The 20,947-nt window shown below is 72.6% G+C and carries 12 protein-coding genes and 2 pseudogenes; 11 read left to right on the top strand and 3 right to left on the bottom strand.

From position 1 onward, the window contains the following. Positions 1-299: 299 nt before the first annotated feature. Positions 300-1,715, bottom strand: coding sequence for a Cys-Gln thioester bond-forming surface protein (locus ACIA6T_RS08290; protein ID WP_399445759.1), 1,416 nt, complete (start codon positions 1,713-1,715; stop codon positions 300-302). Between the two features lie 515 nt (positions 1,716-2,230). Here ACIA6T_RS08290 and ACIA6T_RS08285 point away from each other — a divergent pair. Continuing rightward, entirely contained in the window at positions 2,231-4,015 is a 1,785-nt protein-coding gene (locus ACIA6T_RS08285; RefSeq protein ID WP_399445758.1) for a subtype B tannase, read from the top strand. A 17-nt stretch (positions 4,016-4,032) separates the two neighbouring features. On the opposite strand, the pseudogene ACIA6T_RS08280 reads toward ACIA6T_RS08285, so the two are convergent. Further along, positions 4,033-4,293: pseudogene (locus ACIA6T_RS08280) on the bottom strand (peptidase C39 family protein); the annotation flags it as partial. Positions 4,294-4,356: 63 nt separating this feature from the next. Further along, a pseudogene (locus tag ACIA6T_RS08275) lies at positions 4,357-4,608 on the bottom strand (AraC family transcriptional regulator); the annotation flags it as partial. A gap of 437 nt (positions 4,609-5,045) precedes the next feature. On the opposite strand from ACIA6T_RS08275, the gene ACIA6T_RS08270 reads away from it, so the two are divergent. The 10 genes from ACIA6T_RS08270 to ACIA6T_RS08225 all read left to right on the top strand — a co-directional run bounded on the left by ACIA6T_RS08270 (position 5,046) and on the right by ACIA6T_RS08225 (position 20,945). After that, positions 5,046-6,524, top strand: coding sequence for a sugar transferase (locus tag ACIA6T_RS08270; protein ID WP_399445757.1), 1,479 nt, complete (start codon positions 5,046-5,048; stop codon positions 6,522-6,524). A gap of 79 nt (positions 6,525-6,603) precedes the next feature. Next, positions 6,604-7,920: a nucleotide sugar dehydrogenase gene (locus ACIA6T_RS08265; protein WP_399445756.1), complete on the top strand. Its 1,317-nt coding sequence runs from the start codon at positions 6,604-6,606 to the stop codon at positions 7,918-7,920. After that, positions 7,910-9,190, top strand: coding sequence for a glycosyltransferase family 4 protein (locus ACIA6T_RS08260; RefSeq protein WP_399445755.1), 1,281 nt, complete (start codon positions 7,910-7,912; stop codon positions 9,188-9,190). Before ACIA6T_RS08265 ends, ACIA6T_RS08260 begins: the two co-directional genes overlap by 11 nt. Then, positions 9,187-10,557 (top strand): polysaccharide biosynthesis protein, encoded by a 1,371-nt coding sequence (locus tag ACIA6T_RS08255; protein ID WP_399445754.1) that lies wholly within the window; start codon positions 9,187-9,189, stop codon positions 10,555-10,557. The genes ACIA6T_RS08260 and ACIA6T_RS08255 overlap by 4 nt, the downstream gene beginning before the upstream one ends. Continuing rightward, on the top strand, positions 10,554-12,104 hold the full coding sequence (locus ACIA6T_RS08250) for a Wzz/FepE/Etk N-terminal domain-containing protein (RefSeq protein WP_399445753.1): 1,551 nt from the start codon (positions 10,554-10,556) through the stop codon (positions 12,102-12,104). The genes ACIA6T_RS08255 and ACIA6T_RS08250 overlap by 4 nt, the downstream gene beginning before the upstream one ends. A gap of 3 nt (positions 12,105-12,107) precedes the next feature. Next, complete coding sequence (gene asnB, locus ACIA6T_RS08245) at positions 12,108-14,042, top strand: asparagine synthase (glutamine-hydrolyzing) (protein ID WP_399445752.1); 1,935 nt, start codon at positions 12,108-12,110, stop codon at positions 14,040-14,042. 18 nt (positions 14,043-14,060) lie between these two features. Further along, the gene (locus ACIA6T_RS08240; RefSeq protein WP_399445751.1) at positions 14,061-16,232 is read left to right on the top strand and encodes a bi-domain-containing oxidoreductase; all 2,172 of its coding nucleotides are present in this window, start codon (positions 14,061-14,063) and stop codon (positions 16,230-16,232) included. Next, positions 16,229-18,184 (top strand): alginate lyase family protein, encoded by a 1,956-nt coding sequence (locus ACIA6T_RS08235; protein WP_399445750.1) that lies wholly within the window; start codon positions 16,229-16,231, stop codon positions 18,182-18,184. The genes ACIA6T_RS08240 and ACIA6T_RS08235 overlap by 4 nt, the downstream gene beginning before the upstream one ends. A gap of 3 nt (positions 18,185-18,187) precedes the next feature. Beyond that, positions 18,188-19,711, top strand: a complete 1,524-nt coding sequence (locus tag ACIA6T_RS08230) for a right-handed parallel beta-helix repeat-containing protein (protein WP_399445749.1) — start codon at positions 18,188-18,190, stop codon at positions 19,709-19,711. Position 19,712: 1 nt separating this feature from the next. Then, positions 19,713-20,945, top strand: a complete 1,233-nt coding sequence (locus ACIA6T_RS08225) for an O-antigen ligase domain-containing protein (protein WP_399445748.1) — start codon at positions 19,713-19,715, stop codon at positions 20,943-20,945. Positions 20,946-20,947: the final 2 nt, after the last annotated feature.

Genomic DNA, 20,947 nt, shown 5'->3' with positions numbered 1-20,947 from the left:
GGCGACGCACCGCGCAACGCCTGTGCCCTGTGCCCTGTGCCCTGTGCCCGCACCGTCCAGTGGCGTGGAGTGGTCGGGTCCGGTCGGGACGGGACCTGTACGCGAACTGTCCCGTCTCCTTTCGGAGAGCGCACGAAGCCATGCGGTCGGCCGCCGACGGCGCCCCCTGGTGGCGGCCGGCGCGGGCTCCTGAGTTCTTCCTCCGCGTTTGTTGGATGCCCAGGCTCTGGGCCTCCATGACGGACGGGCCCGGCACACGCGACGCGTGTGCCGGGCCCGTCCGTCGGGTCAGCGGCCGGTCACTCCCCGGTGGCCGCCTTCTTCTTGCGCAGGACGAACATCGCCGCGCCGCCCGCGACCACGAGGGCCACCGCGATGCCCGCGATCACCGGAGTCGCGCTGGAGCCACCGGTGTTCGCGAGGTCGCCCTCGCCGCCGGTCGTGTCGTCGGCGGAGCCGCCGGCCGGGCTGGGGGCCGAGGACGGGGTGTCACCGTCGGTGCCCGGCGTCTCCGTGCCCGGGGTGCCCTGGGTCTTGCAGTCCAGGACGCCCTGGAAACGCTCCGAGAAGCCGTTCGGGCCCTCGATGGTGAAGTCGTACGCCGCGTCCTCGTCGACCGGGACGGTCACCGTCTTGCTGCCGCCCGCCTCGATCGTGTGCTCGGTGCCCGCGAGTTCGAAGGTGAACGGGGTGTCACCCTCGTTGCTCGCCGTGACGTCGACGCCGCCCTTGGCGCAGTTCTTCTCCGCCGTGACCGAGGGGATGGCGCCCTTGGTGGCCCAGTTCGCGGTCGCGTCGGCCGTGACCGTGGACTCGCTGGAGCCGGCGAGGATCTGCGTCTGGCTCTTGGTGGGGCTCGCGAACGCGCGGCCGACCGGGATCTCGGTGGTCGCACTGGCCGTCAGCGAGGCCGAACCGTCGGCCGTGCCCTCGGGCACGTCGAAGTACAGCTCGGTGCCGTCGCCGGCGGACGTGAGGGCCTTGCCGTCCTTGTCGGTCACCTTGACGCCGGCGCCGGCGGCGTCTGCGGAGGCGGCGACGGAGACCTGACCGGCGTCGGTGCGCACGGTCACCGGGCCGAGCCTGCCGCCGGCCTTGCCGGAGACCGCGTTGGGCTCCAGCGTGAGGGAGGTCTTCGGCTCCTGGAGGTTCTGCGCCTGGGCCTCGAGCCAGTCGGCGAGCTTCTCCGCCTGCGCGTCGCGGGCCTCGACCTTCGCCCCGTCCGAGAAGCGCCAGATGGCCACCTGGGTGCCGGCCGCGGCGGTCTTGGCCGTCAGCCCCTCGGTACCCGACTTCTGGGACAGCGCCGTCAGGTCGTCGACCTGCGGGTACGAGTTCTGGAGGATCCAGAGGATCTTTCCGGCGTTCCCGTTGGCGCCGAGCGAGGTCCCGGCCCAGGGGGTCTCCAGGTACTTCGCCTTGTTCTGGGTCGGGTTGTGGATGTCGATGCAGTACGTCTGCAGCCGGCCGCTGCCCTCGACGTTCATCTCGAACAGGCCGGCGGAAATGTTCTTGGTCTTGCCGTCGCCGAGGTCCAGGCGGGCCGAGTCGTACGTCTTCAGCCCGTCGAGAGTGGCGACCGCACCCCCTTGGTGATGGACGTCGTCCTCGTCGGCGGCGGCGCTGCCCGCGCCGACGAGGAGGCCCATGGTGAGCAGTCCGGCCGTGGCCGCCCCTGCGGCGATACGTCGCCCGGTGGTGCGCCGCCCGGTCATGGCGGACGCGGAATGAAGAGCAAACACAGATTTCCCCTCCGGCGGGACCCGCAACGGGACACGCGAGATGTGTTCACACGTGATGCGTGCATGGAAGAGTCACGCCAGTTGTCTCAAGTGCTGGACAAGCACAGGGAGATCCTATGAACGAGAGCGTTCCGGATCTTCGTTCCCGACGCCGGACGGCCATTCCGAATCGGAACCGTTACCTCCCACGACCGGAGTGTCCTCATCCATCCAATCTTCACAACCCGACCGGCAACTCCGCACACCTACCGCCCGGTTGGGGGTGGCCACCGGCATGAACCCGAAACGAGCCCCCGCACCCATACACCGCGCCGGGGACAGCGGTCGGGTTGCCGCCGGGAGATCGGCGGCCAGTGACTCGCGGGCCGAGAGCTCCGGAGGAAATGTCCGCGAGATTGCTGGGCATATTGTCAACAATCTTGTAGCGTGCGTCACGCCTTGACCCCGAGGCATCGGCGAAGCACTTGGTGCTCGATGAGGGGAGACCCATGCAGCGGTTGACCACGTCCCGCGGACGCGACGCGCTCGCCCACCCGACGCGCGTGCGGGCAGGACGCCCGGCGACCCGCGAACGCCTCCTGAGAAGCATGGCGATCGCGGGTTCCCTCGTTCTCACGGCCCTCGCGGTGCCGGCCTCCGTCGCGACGGCCGCTCCTTCGGGGAGCCGCGGCCATGCCGCGGACCCCCAGGACGCCGCGCTCGCCTTCGACTCCACCGCCTACACGACGATCACCGTGACGGTGGACGGCCGGCCGATGAATGTGCGCTGGTACAAGGAGATCTGCTACGTCGCCGACCCGGTCGCGGCGGCGGCCCAGCAGCCCGGCGGGCCCGGTGGCGGCACCACCACCATCACCAACACCGCCTGCGGCTACCAGAGCATGAACGTGTTCGTGCCCGAGAGCGCCTTCGGCGACCAGCGCGCCCCGGTCTACTTCGCCGTCAACAACAGTGGCTGGAAAGCCAGTTACATAAGGGCGAGCGTCACCAACGGCACCGCTTACAACAGCTCGACCAGCAACGTCGGCGCCGCCCTGAAGGCAGGGTACGTCTTCGTCGACGTGGCGAACCGCAGCCGGGGCCTGGTGGGCGCCGACGGTACGGCCCCCGGCAAGGCCCCGGCCGCGGCGGTCGACGCCAAGGCCGCCGTGCGCTACCTGCGCCTCAACGACACCGCGATGCCCGGCAGCGCGGAGCGGATCGTCGTCAACGGCACCAGCGGCGGTGGCGCGCTGGCGTCGATCCTGGGGGCTTCCGGCAACAGCGGGGAGTACGACCCCCACCTCGCCGCGATCGGCGCCGCCGGCATCGACGCGAAGGGCCGCAGCACCCTGCGCGACGACGTCTTCGCCGTCACCGCGTACTGCCCGATCACCGACCTCGGCAACGCCGACGCGGCCTACGAGTGGCTGTACGACGTCCTCGCCACCCGCGACACCACCGGCTCGAACCCCTCCCCCGAGGGCGCCGCCGAGATGGCGGCCCGGTTCCCGGCGTACGAGAAGAGCCTCGGGCTGCGCAACCCCGACGGCTCCCGGCTCACCGCCGCGACCATGCTCGACACCATCGAGAAGGAGGTCGTCCGCTCCGCGGAGACCTACCTGGAGGCGGACCCCGCCCACACGATCCCGCCGCTGGGCGGCACCTTCGAGATCACGTCGAGGGGTACCACCACGTCGTACGTCAACGACTGGATCGACGTCGACACCGCCACCCGCACGGTGCGCTCCGTCGACATGGCGAAGTACCTCGCCTTCGTCGCCACCCAGGCCACGCTGAAGACGACCCCGGCCTTCGACGCGGTGGGCGTCGACGGGAACACCACCAGCGGCACCGAGACCGACCTCTTCGGCCCTCCGTCCCAGAAGTACCTGAACTACACCGAGTACGGCTGGAACCACAACGACGTCGCCGGCGACGGCAGCGGCCTCGACGACACCGGGCTGACCTGGGACCAGTACACGAGCCGGAAGAGCACCACCGTCGACGACCAGGTCCACCTGATCAACCCCATGGACTTCGTCGGCACCCGCGCCGACACCGCGCCGAACTGGTACGTCCGCCACGGCACCCGCGACCGGGACACCTCGTTCACCGTGTCGGTCAACCTCGACCGGGCGCTCGCCGCCGACCAGCAGGTCGGGAACCTCGACTACCGGCTCGCCTGGAACCAGCCGCACGCCGGCAACTACGACGTGCCCGAGGCCATGGCCTGGATCGCCGAGGCCGTCCGGAAGGCCGGCGACCCACTCGCCTCCGGCCGCCGCGGATAGCCGGGGCACCACGGGCGCGGGCGGCCGATGGTCACGGCACCGCGGAAGCCGTCCGCCGAGAGGACCGGCATCGCGTCGAGCGACGGGTCGGGGACGGGCAGCAGATGGGCGTCGACCCAGGTGTCCCCCTCGGCCGCGTCGGCCCACGGGTCCTCGATCACGACGGCGCCGGGTGCGACGGCGTGGCAGAGCACCCAGTGCGGCACCTCGAAGCCCTGCATCCGGGCGAGCGAGACCAGGAGCAGCACGTGCTCCCGTCGGCCGAGTGCGTCCCGGATCTCGGCCATGTGTGGGTGACGGACTGGAGCAGCGCGCCGGCGCAGCCGAGGGCGAAGCCCACCGCCACGCCCGACCACTCCGGCGGGCATCCACAGCCCGTACCCCTCGGACACGGTGAAGACGCGGTCCGCCACCCGGGAGGTCGGCGTGCCCCCGCGCACCCGGACGAGTTCGCGCGAGGGATGCGAGTGCGGCGCCCACTCCGTGGGGACGCGGGGGATCCGGAACCCGGCGGCGATGACGAAAGGGGCCCTCTCCCGCTCCGGGAGCGCCACGACCCTGCGCACCACGGTGCCCGCCTCGCGCCGCCACATCCCGGGGCTCGCCTCACCACGGGACGATCGGACCATGCGGGCGGGTCCATCCGGGGCACGCGCCCGGTTTTCCGGGCGGATCGCGGTGATCGGCAGGTCACGCGCGCCCTGCGCCCGCGGGCGGCCACCGGCGGATCGGTTCCGTCTCAAAGCTTGCGCACGAATCACACACATCCCCTCTACATATCGGCCCCGATGGTCTAGATTGACCTTGCTTCAGCCGTTCGAACACACGGTGACGATCGATGAACCCTAGGTGCGGGGAGTACCCGGGGTGCCGGGGTGGGTTGTTCAGCCGGTTCCGAGAGAGCCGGTACGGCATGCGCGGGAGGCGGGGGCCTCCCGTGGGGGAGGAACGGCGCGGGGGGCGGGGGCCTCCCGGGTGGAGAAACGGTGTCAGGGGAACACGTCGAACCACTGGGGACCTGGGGGGTTCTGTGCGGCAGGGGGAATTAGTCGGCCCGTTTCCGTCGGCGCACGAGCGTCCGGCGAACGGGGCGATCAGCAGACCCACGACCGACTGGGAGCAGCGGTACCGCCTTACCGTGATCACCGGCGACACCGTGACCACCGCCTTCGTGGTGGCGGCGATCGGCAACTTCTTCGGGGTCCGGGACGCGGCCAACTGGCATGAGAAATGGGGGATTCTCGCCTTCGGCACCTGGCTGCTGGTGCTGGGGGCGCTCGCGGTGGGCCGGGCGTGGTCCCCGTCCGTGCTCGGCCAGGGCGCCGAGGAGTTCCGCCGGCTCGGACGCTCGCTGTTCATGGCGACCGTCGTCCTGGCGCTCGGCGGAATAGCCCTCACCTCGCGCAACATCAAACTCTGGATCTTCGTGGCGATCCCCGCGATCGCGGTCGTCGCCATGATCGCGCGGTATCTGCTGCGCCTGTGGCTGCACAGGGAGCGGAAGGAGGGCCGGTGCCTGAGACCGGTGCTCGCCGCCGGGAGCCCGGCCACCGTGCACGACCTGATCACCCGGACCCGGAGGTTCCCGCACCTCGGCTGGCGGGTGGACGCGGTGTGCACGACGGACGGTCTCGGACCCGACGGCGACCGGGTGGACGGAGTGCCGGTCGTCGGCCGGCTGACGGACGTCGCCGACCACGTCCGCCGCGACGGCTACCGGGTCGTCGCGGTCACCCCGGACCCGCACTGGTCACCGCACCGGCTGCAGCGGCTGGCCTGGAACCTCGAGGGCAGCGACGCCGAGATGGTCGTCGCCCCCGTGCTGATGGAGGTGGCCGGCCCGCGGCTGCACATCGACGCGGTGCTCGGGATCCCGCTGCTGCGGGTCAGCATGCCGACCTTCACCGGGGGCCGCCGGGCGGTCAAAGGGGTCGTCGACCGGCTGGGCGCGACGATCCTGCTGCTGCTGTTCGCGCCGCTGATGGTGGGCGTCGCACTGCTCGTGCTGACGACCAGCCGGGGCGGGGCGTTCTACCGCCAGCGCAGGGTCGGCAAGGACGGCCACGAGTTCACCATTCTCAAGTTCCGCACCATGGTCGCCGGCGCCGACCGGGCCCGTGCCGGGCTGGCCGACCTGAACGAGGGCGCCGGCCCGCTGTTCAAGCTCCACCGGGATCCGCGGGTGACCCGGGTGGGAGCGGTGCTGCGCCGGTACTCGATCGACGAACTACCACAGCTGTTCAACGTACTCACCGGATCGATGTCGCTCGTCGGGCCGCGGCCTCCGTTACCGGAGGAGTCCGCCGCCTACGGCCCGGACATCCGGCGGCGGCTGCTGGTCAAGCCCGGCCTCACCGGCCTGTGGCAGATCAGCGGACGCAGCGACCTGTCGTGGGAGGAGGCGGTCCGGCTGGACCTGCGGTACGTGGAGGACTGGTCGCTCGCCCTGGACACGGTGATCTTGTGGAAGACGCTGCGTGCGGTGCTCTACGGGCAGGGGGCCTACTGATGCGCGGGGGGCGGCGTCGTCGTACGGACGGCGCGCGGACCGCAGGCCGCGAGGGCCTGCCCAGGGGGAGGAACGGAACGTGAGAGTCAGCGTTTTCGGGCTCGGCTACGTGGGCTGTGTGTCGGCCGCGTGCCTGGCCGACATGGGCCACGAGGTCATCGGGGTGGACGTCAACCAGGTGAAGGTCGACCTGGTCAACGACGGCAAGGCCCCGGTGGTCGAGGAGCGGATCGGCGAGCTCGTCGCCGAGGTCGTGGAGAGCGGGGCGTTACGCGCCACCGGCGACGTCCGCGAGGCGATCATGGACAGCGAGATATCGCTGATCTGCGTGGGCACGCCGTCGGAGCCCAACGGCAGCCTGTGCACCACCTACTTGGAGCGGGTCACCGAGCAGATCGGCGCCGCGCTGGCCGAGCGGGGCGGGCGGCACACCGTCGTGTTCCGCAGCACCATGCTCCCGGGCACCTGCCTGAACCTGCTGGTGCCGATCCTGGAGAAGCACGTCGGCGGCACGGCCGGGGTGGACGTCGGGGTCGCGGTCAACCCGGAGTTCCTGCGCGAGGGCACCAGCGTGCGGGACTTCTTCGACCCGCCCAAGACCGTCATCGGCGAGCTCGACCCGGCGAGCGGCGACGCGGTCCTCGCGCTGTACGACGGCCTGCCCGGCGAGGTGTTCCGGGTGCCGGTCCCGACGGCCGAGGCGATCAAGTACGCGGACAACGCGTTCCACGGCCTCAAGATCGGCTTCGCGAACGAGCTGGGCGCGGTGTGCCAGGCGCTCGGGGTGGACTCGCACCAGGTGATGGACGTGTTCCTCGCCGACCGCAAGCTGAACATCAGCCCCGCCTACCTGCGGCCCGGCTTCGCCTTCGGCGGCTCCTGCCTGCCCAAGGACCTGCGCAGCCTGGTCCACGCGGCGCAGCGGGCCGACGTCTCGGTGCCCATCCTCTCCCACGTACTGCCCTCCAACGCCGACCATCTGCAGCGCGCGGTGGAGCTGGTGGAGCGCACCGGCAAGCGCCGGGTGGGACTGTTCGGGCTGTCCTTCAAACCCGGCACCGACGACCTCCGCGAGAGCCCGCTCGTCGAGCTGGCGGAGCGGCTCTTCGGCAAGGGGTACGACCTGAGGATCCACGACGCCAACGTGAGCCTCTCCCGGCTGCTCGGCGCGAACCGCGAGTACGTCGAGACCCGGCTGCCGCACCTCGCGCAACTGCTCGCGGACTCCGTCGACGAGGTGCTCGAACACGCCGAGGTGTGCCTGGTCGGGACCAAGGACCCGGCCGTGCTGTCGGCGCTGCCCCACGGCGACGGTCCGGTGATCGTCGATCTCGTCCGCCTTCCCGACGCCGAGACGCGCCGGACCGAACCGGGGTACATGGGCCTTGCTTGGTGACACGTCGTTCGACGACACAGCCGGCGGCGACGGGCACGGCCGGCGCGCGCTGATCCTGGTGGAGAACCTGTCGGTGCCGTTCGACCGGCGGGTGTGGCAGGAGTGCACGACACTGCGCGACGCGGGCTGGACGGTGCACGTCATCTGCCCCCGGGGGAGCAAACGGGACACGGAACCCGAGGCGGTGATCGACGGGGTGCGGATCCACCGCTACCCGTTGCGCGCGGCCACCGGAGGGCCGGCCGGCTATCTGCGGGAGTACGGCTCGGCGCTGTGGCACACGGTCCGGCTGGCCCGGAAGGTCGGCCCGGTCCACGTGGTCCACGCCTGCAACCCGCCGGACCTGCTGTTCCTGCCGGCCCTGTGGCTGAAGCGGCGCGGCGCGCGGTTCGTCTTCGACCAGCACGACCTGGTGCCCGAGCTGTACCTCTCCCGGTTCGGCCGCGGCAAGGACCTGCTCTACCGCGGTGTGTGCGCGCTGGAACGGATGACCTACCGGGCCGCGGACATCGTGCTCGCCACGAACGAGAGCTACCGGGACGTCGCGGTGCGGCGTGGCGGCCGGCGGCCGGCGGACGTCTTCGTGGTGCGCAGCGCGCCCCAGACCGACCGGTTCCGACCGGTGCCGCCCGAACCGGAGTTGAAGCGCGGCAAGCCCCATCTGCTGTGCTACCTCGGCGTCATGGGCCCGCAGGACGGCGTCGACTACGCCTTGCGGGCCCTGGCGAAGCTGCGTGACGAGGTCGGACGGACCGACTGGCACGCGGTGTTCGTCGGCTCCGGTGACGCCTTCGACGCGATGGTGGAGCTGTCCCGGACGCTCGGGCTCGACGAACAGGTGCGGTTCACCGGGCGCATCCCGGACGCCGACCTGGTGCGCTACCTGTCCACCGCGGACGTGTGCCTCTCCCCCGACCCGCGCAATCCGCTCAACGACGTGTCGACGATGAACAAGGTCCTGGAGTACATGGCGATGGGCCGGCCGATCGTCTCGTTCGACCTGAAGGAGGCGCGGGTCTCCGCCGGTGACGCCGCCGTCTACGCGCCCGCGAACGACGAGTCCGAGTTCGCGAGGTCCATCGCGCTGCTGCTGGACGACCCGGAACTGCGGGCCCGGATGGGCAGAACCGGCCAGGAGCGGATCGGCGGGGAGCTCTCCTGGCGGAACTCGCAGGCGGCGCTGCTCGCCGCCTACACCGCTGCCTGCCGTGACCGGGCTCCGGTGCCGGCGGGCACCCGGGGCCGGGCAGGGAAGAGGCCTCGTCGTTGAGCGATGACACGATACGCCTGGCCACGGTCGGGCGGATGATCCATCGGCGGTGGCGGCTCCTCGCCGTCCTCGCCGTGCTGGGCGCGCTCGTCGGCTACGGCGCCTCCCTGCTGTTCCCGCCGCGTTACACGACGTCGGCGTCGGTCCTGCTGCCGGGGGCGTGGGAGGAGCGCGAGCTGCTGACCCAGACGGAGATCGCGACCAGTTCGGTGGTGGCCGACCGGGCGGCCGACACGCTCGACTGGGCCGGGGTCGACGGCGGCGAGCTGCGGGAGCGGGTGAGCGCCGCGGCCGCCGACGGGAACATCATCAAGATCTCGGGCACGGCCGACACCCCGGAGCGCGCGCAGCGGCTCTCCGACCAGGTGGCCCAGCAGTTCGTCGCCTTCGCCGCGCGGATCGCGGGCGACGACACCGGCTCCGAGGCGGCGGCGCGGCCGGAGGAGCTGCGGAAGCTGGTGGTGCGGACCAGCCGCCGCATCACCGAGCTGGCCGACGCGGCCGATCCCGGCCGGACCGTGGAGAGCGTGCAGACCCGCACCGAGCTCGCGAAGCTGCGCACCGCGCTGCAGGAGGCCGTCACCGAGCTGGAGCGGGCCGACCCGGCCGCGGGCGAGGCGAGCATGGTCGTCATGGGGCCGGCGGCCCGGCCGGACGGTGAGACACCGCCGACGCGGATACAGCTCGTCGCCGGCGGGGCGCTGCTGTTCTTCCTGCTCGCGGTCGTCGGCCATCTCGCCGCCGCGCGGATGAGCCGCCGGCTGCGCACCGAACCGGAGATCGTCGCGGCGCTGGGCGCGGCGCCACTCGGTACCGTCGACGTCCCCGCCGAGCGGCCCGCGCACCCGCCGGAAGGCCGCGGCCTGCGGGCCCGGATCCGCCGGTTCCTCGGTGTCGACGTCCGGTGGGACGTACCGGCCCCGCAGACGTCCGGCGACGAGGCCGGCCGGCAGATCCGCTACCGGCGGGTGTGCGCCCGTCTCCGGGAGAGGCTGCCGCGCTCCGGGCGGCGGTTGCTGGTCGTCGTCCCGGACGGCGACGAGGTCGCCCGGCGGGCGGCCGGGCGGCTCGCCGACGAGGCCGAGGGCGATCCGCTGCTGCGGGTGACGGAGGTTCCGGTGTCCCGGCCGATGGTGCCGGACCGCGGCGACGAGTCCGGTGCCCTGGTCGTGCTCAGCGCGGGCGACTGGACCGCGGCGGAGCTCACCGGCATCGCCGAGGCGTGTGCGGACGCGGGGCACGAGATCGTCGGCGTCGTCGTCGCCGGCCCGGTGCGGGCCCGTACGACACGGTCCGCCGGCCGCCCCCGGGACGCCGCCGCACCGGCGCTCGCGGCCGGCGACGACGCGACGGGAGGTGCGAGGTGACGACGCGTACGAACGCGGAGTCGTCGGCCGCTCCGCTGCTGGACCTGCAGGCGCTGGTGGTCGCGGTGCGCAGGCGGCGCCGCCTGTGGTGTTCCATGGCGCTGCTGGGACTGCTGGCCGGCGCGGCGGTGGCGGTCCTGCTGCCGGCGCCGCCGACCGCGGTGACCACGGTGCTGGTCGCGCACGAGGCGGACCAGCCGAACGACCCCGGAACGCTGATCCGCACCGATGCCGCACTGCTGGGGACCACGCGGATCGCCGGCGAGGCCCTGCGGTCCCTCGGTTCCCCGGAACGCCCGGAGGACTTCATGCGGGACTACCGGGGCACCGGCCTGACCAACAACCTGCTGCAGATCACCGTGACGGGTGACAGCGACGCGGAAGCGGTGGCCCGTGCCGACGCGCTGGCCGAGGCGTTCGTCGCGGACCACGTGAAGCGGATCAAGGAAGCCGCGAACGCCGAGTCCAAGGCCCTGCTCGGCCGGCGCGACGACATGCGGGACGAACTCGCCCGGGTCAACGAGGAGATCGGGGAGGAACCGCCGCAGAGCGACCCGGAGGCGTCGGCGAACCTCGAGTCGCTCTTCGCCCGCCGGGCCGAACTCACCTCGCGGATCACCGACTTCGACCAGCGCGCCGAGGAGGCGCGGCTGGGCACGCCCCGGCTCGTCGCGGGCACGCAGATCGTGGACGCCGCGCGCGCGGTGGACCACTCCCTGCCCAGGACCGCCGTCACCGACGCCGGGATCGGGCTCGTCCTCGGGCTCGCGCTCGGCCTCGCGCTGGCCGCCGTCGGCGCGGTGGTGGCGGACCGTCCCGTGCTGCGCCGGGAGATCGCGGCGAACCTGGGCGCCTCCGTCATCGCGGAGCTGCCCCGCCGGCCGGCCGGGCCGTGGCGGCGCCGACGGATCCGGGCGGCACGGGAACGGCTCACGGTCTCCCTGGCCCGTACCTTACGGGGCTCCGCGGAACCGGTGTCGCTGCTGGAACTGGGCTGTGCGCGCGGTGCGAGCACGATCGCCCTGGACCTCGCCGGGGAACTGGGGGCGGAGGGTCCGGTGGTCGTCGTCGACGGTCTGCCCGGCCCGCAGCTCGCCAAGCGCCGCCCGGAGCCGGGAGCCCCCACCGTGGTCGGCGGCGCGGACGCCGCGGCCGTACCGCCCGACGAGCGCCGGGTCGGCGTCGGCTCGGTGGCGCCCGGCACCGCGTGGACCGACCTCCGGTACCTCGGCACCCGGACCGTGCTCGTCGTGCGCGCCGGGCACGGCAGCGCCGCGTGGCTGCACACCGTGGCGCGGCAGCTCGCGGACCAGCGCATCACGGTGATCGGCGTGGTGCTGATCGACCCCGATCCGCGTGACCGGACCGACGGCACGCTGTGGGACGGGCCGCACACCGCGCCGCGCGACCGCGGCGAGCGGCCGGCCCGGCGAAACGGCGGGGGCACCTCCCACGCCGTCCAGGCAGTGGGAGAGGGCCGGCGGGGGACGGAACGGCTGCCGATGCCGGCGGCGCGGGTCCCGGACAGCGACCAGGAGGCGCGGTAGGACATGTGTGGCATCGCAGGTACGTACCGGTGGCCGGACGGGAAGGCCGTGGCCGACCGGCTCACCGATGTCCTCGCCCATCGCGGCCCGGACGGGGCCGGCCGGTACAGCCATCCCGTCGGTGACGGCGAAGTGCACCTCGGGCACCGCCGGCTGGCCATCGTCGACCTGTCGGAGACCGGCGCCCAGCCGATGGTCTCGGACGGCCTCGTCCTGACGTACAACGGCGAGCTCTACAACGCGCCCGAACTGCGTACGGAGCTGACGGCCGCCGGGGTGCGCTTCCGCGGCACCTCCGACACCGAGGTGGTGCTCGAGGCCTGGCGGCGCTGGGGCACGGACTGCCTGCCCCGGCTGCGCGGCATGTTCGCGTTCGGGATCTTCGACGAGCGGACCGGTGAACTAGTGCTGGCCCGCGACCAGTTGGGCATCAAGCCGCTGTTCCTGCTGCGGCGCGGCGCGGGTCTGGTGTTCGCCTCCGAGCTCAAGGCGCTCGCCGCCGTGACCGGCCAGACGTTGGAAGTGGACCACGCGGCCCTTGTGGCCTCGCTGCTGTACTACTGGGTGCCGGACTCGCGGTGCGCGTTCCGCGAGGCGGAGAAGCTGCCGCCGGGGAGCTGGCTGCGGTGCCGGCCCGACGGCCGGGTGGAGCGCGGCAGGTTCTGGAACCTGAGGGACGTCGCCGCCGAGGGGCGGGAGCGGGCCCTGGCCGGCGAGCGGCCGGACCTGGCCGCGATCGTCGAGGAGTCGACCCGGCGGCACCTGCTCTCCGACGTACCCGTGGCGACCTTCCTCTCCGGCGGTCTCGACTCCAGCTACCTGACCGCGCTGGCCGCCCGCCACCAGCCGGGGATCTCCGCCTACACGATCGGGTTCCGCGCCGAGGACGCCCGGTTCGAGGCGATGCCGGACGACCTGCGCTACGCCCGGCAGGTGGCCGAGCGGTTCGGTGTCGACCTGCACGAGATCGAGATCGCCCCGGACGTGCTCGACCTGCTGCCGCGGATGACGTACCACCTGGACGAGCCGATCGGCGACCCCGCCGCCATCAACACCTTCCTGATCTGCTCGGCCGCCCGGGAGGCCGGGGTCAAGGTGATGCTGTCGGGGATGGGCGCCGACGAGCTGTTCGCCGGGTACCGCAAGCACCTGGCCAACCTGATCGCGCTGCGCTACCAGCGCGTCCCGCGGCCCCTGCGGCGCGGGGTGTCCGCGGCGGTGGACCGGCTGCCGGTCGCGACGGCCCGCCGGGGGTACCGGTCGGTGCGCTTCGCGAAGCGGTTCCTCTCCTTCGCCGATCTGCCGGAGGAGACCGCGTTCCGGCGCAGCTACACCATGTACGACCGGGACGAACTGCTCGCCCTGATCGACCCGGACCTGGCCCCGACGGTCGACGACGTGCTGACCGAGCACGCGGACACCTACCAGGACAACGACCTCGACGACTTCGTCAACCGCATGTGCCTGGGCGACTCGCGGATGTTCCTGCCGGGCCTGAACCTCGCGTACACGGACCGCTCCAGCATGGCCGCGTCGACCGAGGTGCGGGTGCCGTACGTGGACGTCGAGGTGGTGAAGGCGGCGTTCGCCTTCCCCGGCGACCGCAAGATCGTCGGGCGGCAGGGCAAGGCCGTCCTCAAGGAGGCGGCCACGTCGATCCTGCCCCGGGAGATCGTGTACCGGCCCAAGGGCCTGTTCAGCGCCCCGCTGCGAGCCTGGATGAGCCGGGATCTGGCACCGCTGGTACGCGAGGTGGTCGACGACGGCGAGCTCGTCCGTTCCGGGATCCTGCGCCGCGACGCGCTTCAGCGGCTCGTCGCCGAGGACGCCTCCGGGCAGCGGGACTTCTCCAAGCATCTGTGGCATGTGCTGACCCTCGAGTACTGGTACCGCGGCGCGACCTCCAAGGCCGGCCAGACCCCTTCCTTGACGGCGTAGAGAACAAGAGGACTTCCGGTGAAACAGGTTGTGCAGAACTACAGGAGCGGCGAGCTGGCGCTGCTCGACGTGCCGGTGCCGGGCTGCAAGCCGGGCGGTGTGCTGGTGCGGAGCGCGTACTCGCTGATCTCCACCGGGACCGAGCTGATGAAGGTCTCCGAGGCCGGCATGTCGATGGTGGGCAAGGCCCGTTCCCGGCCTGACCAGGTGGCGAAGGTCGTGCAGAGCGTGGCCGCCAACGGGGTGCCCGCCACCTACCGCAAGGTGATGGGCAAGCTGGACTCCTACACTCCGCTGGGCTACTCGCTGTGCGGGGTGGTCGAGCAGGTCGGCGCCGGGATCGACGACGTGAAGGTCGGCGACCTGGTGGCCTGCGCCGGCAACGAGCACGCGCTGCACGCCGAGCTGAACTGGGTGCCGAAGAACCTCTACGCCCGGGTGCCGGAGGGTCTCGCGCCGCGGCACGCGGCCTTCGGCACCGTCGGGTCGATCGCGTTGCAGGGCGTCCGCCAGGGCGAGTCGCGGCTCGGCGAGGTGGCGCTGGTCATCGGCCTCGGGCTGATCGGGCAGTTGGTGGTGCAGCTCCTCGCCGCCTCGGGGGTACGGGTCGTCGGGGCCGACCCCGACCCGGCGCGCTGCGAGCTCGCCGGGCGCCTGGGCGCGGCGGCCTGCGGCGATCCCGCGTCCGCGGCCGTGGAGACGGCCGTCGCCGAACTCACCGACGGCCACGGCGTGGACCAGGTGTACCTGGCCGCCGGCGGCGGCAGCAACCAGCCCGTCGAGCTGGCCGCCCGGCTCTGCCGGGACCGCGGCCGGGTCGTCGACATCGGCAAGTGCCGGCTGGACCTGCCGTGGAACGCGTACTACGAGAAGGAACTCGACGTCCGGTTCTCCCGCTCGTACGGTCCCGGGCGCTACGACCCGGAGTACGAACTGGAGGGGCGGGACTACCCGATCGGCTACGTGCGCTGGACCGAGCGCCGCAACCTGGCGTGCTTCCTCGATCTCATGGCCCGCGGCGGCGTCGACGTGGAGCCCCTGGTCTCCCACGTCGCCGACTTCGACGACGCCGTCGAGACGTACCGGAGCCTGAAGGACGGCGAACTGAAGGCCGTGGCCGTGCTGTTCCGGTACCCCGGGCAGGAGGCCGGAGCGGAGGCCCCGGTGGTGGCCGTGCCCTCCGTGAACGTGAGGCGGAGCCCGGTGAGGGCCGCGAGGACGCCGGTGCGTCTCGCGTTCGTGGGCGCGGGCAACTACGCGTCGTCGATGCTGCTGCCGCACCTGGCGCGGCGCGACGGCGTGGAGTTGTCGACGGTCGTCACCACGACGGCGCTGTCCGGGGCCAACGCGCAGCGCAAGTTCGGCTTCGCGGCGGCCACCACCGATCTCGACGCCGTGCTCGGCGACACGTCCGTCGACGCGGTGTTCGTGGTCACCCGGCACAGCTCGCACGCCGAACTGACCCGGAAGGCGCTGCTGGCCGGCAAGGCGGTGTTCGTGGAGAAGCCGCTGGCGCTCACCGAGGACGAACTGGCCGGGGTGCTCGCCGCGGTGGAGGAGTCCGGCAACGACCGGCTGCAGGTGGGCTTCAACCGCCGGTTCGCGCCGCTGCTGCAGGAGGCCGGGGAGCGGTTCGGCGCCCGGACCGGTCCGGCGAGCCTGCGCTACCTCGTCAACGCGGGCCGCCTCGACCACGGCAGCTGGTACCTCCGGCAGGACACCGAGGGCTCGCGGTTCGCCGGTGAGGGCGGGCACTTCATCGACACGGCGAGCCGGCTGCTGGAGGCCGACCCGGTCTCGGTGTACGCGGTCGCCCCGGCCGGCAACGAGGACCTCCAGGTCGTCCTGCGCTACCCGGACGGATCCACCGCCACGATCAGTTACGTCACCACCGGATCGTCCGGGTTCCCCAAGGAGACGCTGGACCTCATCGCGGACGGCAAGGTGCTGCGGCTCGACGACTTCGTCCGCGCCTCGGTCTATGGCCGTAAGCGGTGGGTCAGTTCGCGGCTGCCCAAGGCCCGGGACAAGGGCCAGAACGCCGAACTGGCCGCGTTCGTCAAGGCCGTACGGACCGGCGGGCCGATGCCGGTGCCGCTCCGGTCGCTGGTCGCCACCACGGCGGCCACCCTCGCCGTACAGGCCTCTCTGGCCGGGGGCGCGCCGGTGACGCTCACGGGGTCGCGATGAGCATGGGCGCGGGCTGGTACCTGCGGCGGCTGTCCCGGATGGGGCCGCGGGAGATCGGCGGCCGGGTGGGCGACACGGTGCGCAGACGACGGTGGCGGTCGGCGCCGCCGCCCGGCTGCCCGGACGTGACCGGCGCCCGGTTCACCGCGGTCCTGCCCGCGGGGACGGTCGCCGCGGTGCCGCCGGACGCCGCGAAACGCCTCGTCGCCGAGGCGGACCGGCTGATGGCCGGGCACGCCGAGTACTTCGGGGTGGACCGCGACGACCTGATCGACCCGGACTGGTCGTACGACCCGAGGACCGGGCGCCGGGCTCCGTCGGGTTACGCCTTCGACGTGCCGTACCGCGACGAGGACGCGGTCGGGGACATCAAGCAGATCTGGGAGCTGTCCCGGCACCAGTACCTCACCCGGCTCGCCGCCGCCTACGCGGTCACCGGGGACGAGCGGTACGCCGAGCGGGTGGCCGAGCACCTGCGGTCGTGGTGGGCGGCCAACGCGCCGCTGCGCGGGGTGCACTGGGTCAGCGGCATCGAGCTGGGGATCCGGCTGCTGTCCTGGGTGTGGGTCCGCCGGCTGCTCGACGGCTGGCCGGGCGCGGCCGCCCTGTTCGAGAACAACCCGGTGGCGCTGAACCAGATCTGGCACCACCAGCGCTGGCTGGCCGCCTTCCCCAGCCGGGGCTCCTCGGCGAACAACCACGTCATCGCCGAGGCCGCCGGGCAGTCCGCCGCGGCCTGCGCGTTCGGCTGGTTCCCCGACTCGGCGCGCTGGCGGGCCGACGCGCTGCGGTCGCTGGACCGGCAGCTGCGCGGCAACACGTTCCTCTCCGGCCTCAACCGCGAGCTGGCCACCGAGTACCACGGGCTGGTGCTGGAACTCGGCCTGGCCGCGGTGGCGGAGGCGGACGCCGCCGGTGTGCCGGTGCCCGCGACGGTCCGGCTGGTGCTGCTGCGGATGACCGACGCGCTCGCGGCCGTCGTGGACAACCGGTTGCGGCCGCCGCGCCAGGGGGACGCGGACGACGGGCACGGTCTGGTCGTGGACGGCGCGGGCACCGACCGCTGGGGCTCGCTGCTGGCCACGGGGGAAGCCGTGTTCGGGTCCCTCGACTGGTGGCCGGAGGTGACCGGCACCGATGTGCGCACCCCGCTGCTGGCCGCGCTCGTCCGGCCCACCGCGCCGGCCGTCTCCCGCCCGGCGAGCCGGCCGGCCCACTTCGCCGACGCGGGGATGACCGTCCTGCGCGGTCCGGAGGAGATCTGGTGCCGCTGCGACGGCGGTCCGCACGGCTTCCTGTCCATCGCCGCGCACGCCCACGCGGACGCGCTGTCCGTGGAGGTCCGGCACGACGGGGTCGACGTGCTCGCCGACCCGGGGACGTACTGCTACCACGGACAGCCCGAGTGGCGGCGGTACTTCCGGTCGACCCTCGGCCACAACACCCTGCAACTGGACGGCGGTGACCAGTCCGTCTCCGGCGGCCCGTTCCTGTGGACCCGGCACGCCCGCAGCCGCGTCCTGACCGTGGACACGTCCGGCGAGGGCGTGGCCCGCTGGTGCGCCGAACACGACGGCTACCAGGGCTCCGTGCACCGCCGCCAGGTGGAACTCACTTCCGCGACACAGGAGTTGAGAGTGGTCGACGAGGTGCGCGGCCCGCACCGGGCCGTGCGCCTGGCGTTCCACCTCGGCCCGGAGATCACCGCGGACCTGGTGGGGAACCGGGCCGTGCTCACCTGGACCCGGGACGGCGAGGACCGCTCCGCGGTGCTCGACCTGCCCGGACGGCTCTCCTGGCGGGCGCACCGCGGCGAGACGGAACCGCCGCTGGGCTGGTACTCCGCCGGCTTCGGACGCAAGGAACCCACCACCACGCTGGTCGGCACCGGCACCACCGACGGCACGGAGGAGTTCACCACCGTCCTCGGGTTCCGCGGTCAGGGGGCCTGATCCGTGGGGACGAAGTGGCGGCACCGGGCGTTACCGGCGGCACCGCTGACGCTGGTCCTGCTGGCGGCGGTGACCGGCTGTGACAGCGGCACGCCGGACGCGCGGCCGAAGCCGGACGCCACGCCGTCCGCGTCCGTGGCCCGGGTGTGCGACAAACCCGCCGCCGGGCCGGCGAAGGCGCCGGCGGGCGCGGTGACGGTCGACCCCGCGGTCACCGGTGACCTGGCCGCGAAGACCAGGAACAGTCCCCCGCACACCACGTTCTGGCTCCGGCCGGGCAAGCACCGGCTCGGCCCCGACCGCTACGCCCAGGTCGTCCCCAAGGAGGGGAACACCTACCTCGGCGCGCCGGGCGCGGTGCTCGACGGCCGCAGGACCAACCAGTACGCGTTCGGCGGCACCGCCCGCGACGTCACCGTCCGCCACCTGACCGTGCAGGGGTTCGTCGCACCGCACGACGAGGGCGTGGTCAACCACGACTCGGCCGACGGGTGGGTGATCGAGCACTCGACGATCCAGGACAACTCCGGCGCCGGGCTGATGGCCGGCGCCCGCCAGCAGGTGCGCGCCAACTGCCTGCGCGACAACGGCCAGTACGGCATGAACGCCTACAAGGCCGGCGGCGCCCTCGGCGACCTGGTGGTCGAGGGCAACGAGATCACGGGCAACAACACCGGTGACTGGGAGCGGCGGCGGCCGGGCTGCGGCTGCACCGGAGGCGTCAAGTTCTGGGCCGTCGACGGCGCCGACGTACGCGGCAACTGGGTGCACGACAACCGCGGGGCCGGGTTGTGGGCGGACACCAACAACAACGACTTCCGCATCGAGGACAACGTGCTGGAGGAGAACGACGGTGCCGCGCTGATCTACGAGACCAGCTACAACGCGGTCGTCCGGGACAACACGATCCGGCGGAACAACTGGGTCGAGGGCCGCAGGTACGCCGACCGCGGCGACACCTTCCCGTTCGCGACCGTCTACATCTCCGAGTCCGGCGGCGAACCACGGGTCCGGGCCCGCACCGACAGGATCGAGATCCACCGGAACGTGCTGGAGGACAACTGGTCCGGGATCACCCTGTGGGAGAACGCCGACCGGTTCTGCAACAGCCCCGCCAACACCTCCTCCGGTGACTGCACGCTGCTGGTGAAGGAGAAGGACCGCTGCGCACAGCCGGCGATCGCCACCGCACCGCTCTACGCCGACTGCCGGTGGAGGACCCAGCGGGTGGACATCCACGACAACCGCTTCGCGCTGGACAAGTCCGTCGTCGACTGCACGGCGATGTGCGACCGGATGGCGGTGCTGGCCAACTACGGCACCTACCCGGACTGGTCGCCGTACCAGGGCGAGCGGGTGTCCGAGGCGATCACCCGCGAGCAGCACAACCGCTGGCACGACAACACCTACGTCGGACCGTGGAAGTTCACCGCCCACGACCCGAGCCGGGTGCTCGACACCGTGCAGTGGCAGGGCACGTACCAGCAGGACGCGGGCAGCACCTTCCGCGCGCAGGGCGGTGGCTGAGATGGGTACGGACCACACGCCGAAGCTCGTCGGGACGGCCTGGGGACTGCTGGTCCTCAACACGCTCGGCTCCGCCGGGGCGAAGACCGTCGTCCCGCTGCCCCGCTCCCTCATCCAGATGGTCACCATGGGCGCGCTGGCCGTCGCGTTCACGCTGGCGCTCGCGGTCAATCTCCGGCTGCGCGTCCGGCCGAGCGCCTACCTGTTCCTGCTCACCCTGCTGCTGGTGCCGAGCGTGATCTCCAGCGCGGACCCGGAGTCCGGGTTCGGCGCGCTGTTCCGCTGCGCCCGGCTGGCGCTCTTCGTCGCCACGCTGTGGCTGCTCAGCCGCTGGTGGGACGGCGGCACGACGTTCGTACGGCACCACATCCGGATGTACTTCGTGGTCCTCGGGTCGGTGGCCGCCGGTCTGGTCGTCTCACCGGGCGCCGCCATGCCCGACCTCTACGGCGGGCGGCTGGTCGGCGCGTTGTGGCCGCTCACCCCGCCGCAGATCGGACAGTACGCCGCGGTGATCATCGGGCTCACCGTGCTGCTCCTGCTGGGCCGCCGGACCGACCGGGCCGGCGCGGCGGTGGTCGTCGTGCCGTCACTCGTCCTGCTCGCGCTGACCCATACCCGGACGGCCACGGTCGGCCTGCTCGTCGGGCTGGCGCTGGCGATCGGCTCGCTCGTCCTGACCAGCGCCGCCGCCCGCCGGTTCTTCACCTGGACGGTGCTGTGCGCCGCCGTGGCCGCGGTGGTGCTCGGCTCCGCGCTGCAGGCGTGGTTCCTGCGCGGGCAGAGCCAGGAGAACTTCACCAGCCTCACCGGCCGGGCCAAGGTCTGGGACGCCCTGCTGGCGGAGGACCGGACGACCTCGGAGTACCTGCTCGGCGCGGGCCTGGGCGACAAGTCGTTCGGCGGGCTGCCGATCGACAACAGCTGGCTGGCCGTCTACCACGAGCAGGGCGTGACCGGTGTCGTCCTGGTGGCGGCGTTCGTCGTCGTGCTGGGCGGCGTCGCGCTGCTGCGGCCGCCGTCGCTGTCGAGGGCCTGCGCGATCTTCCTGATCAGCTACTGCGCGATCGCGTCGTACACCGAGGCCGGGCTGGGCGACGCCTCGCCCTACCTGCTGCACCTGGCCGTGGCCGCCTCGCTCCTGGCGGCACCCGCCCCGGCCACGCCCCTCCCGGCACCCGACGTCCCCCGGCGACGCGTTCCGCGATGGGCCCAGAGATCGGAGGTGAGCTGAGC

The sequence above is a fragment of the Streptomyces sp. NPDC051740 genome (assembly GCF_044453165.1).
Lineage (GTDB): Bacteria > Actinomycetota > Actinomycetes > Streptomycetales > Streptomycetaceae > Streptomyces > Streptomyces atrovirens.
The sequence above is the reverse complement of the archived record's forward strand: the minus strand, read 5'-3'. Positions and strand labels throughout refer to the sequence as shown.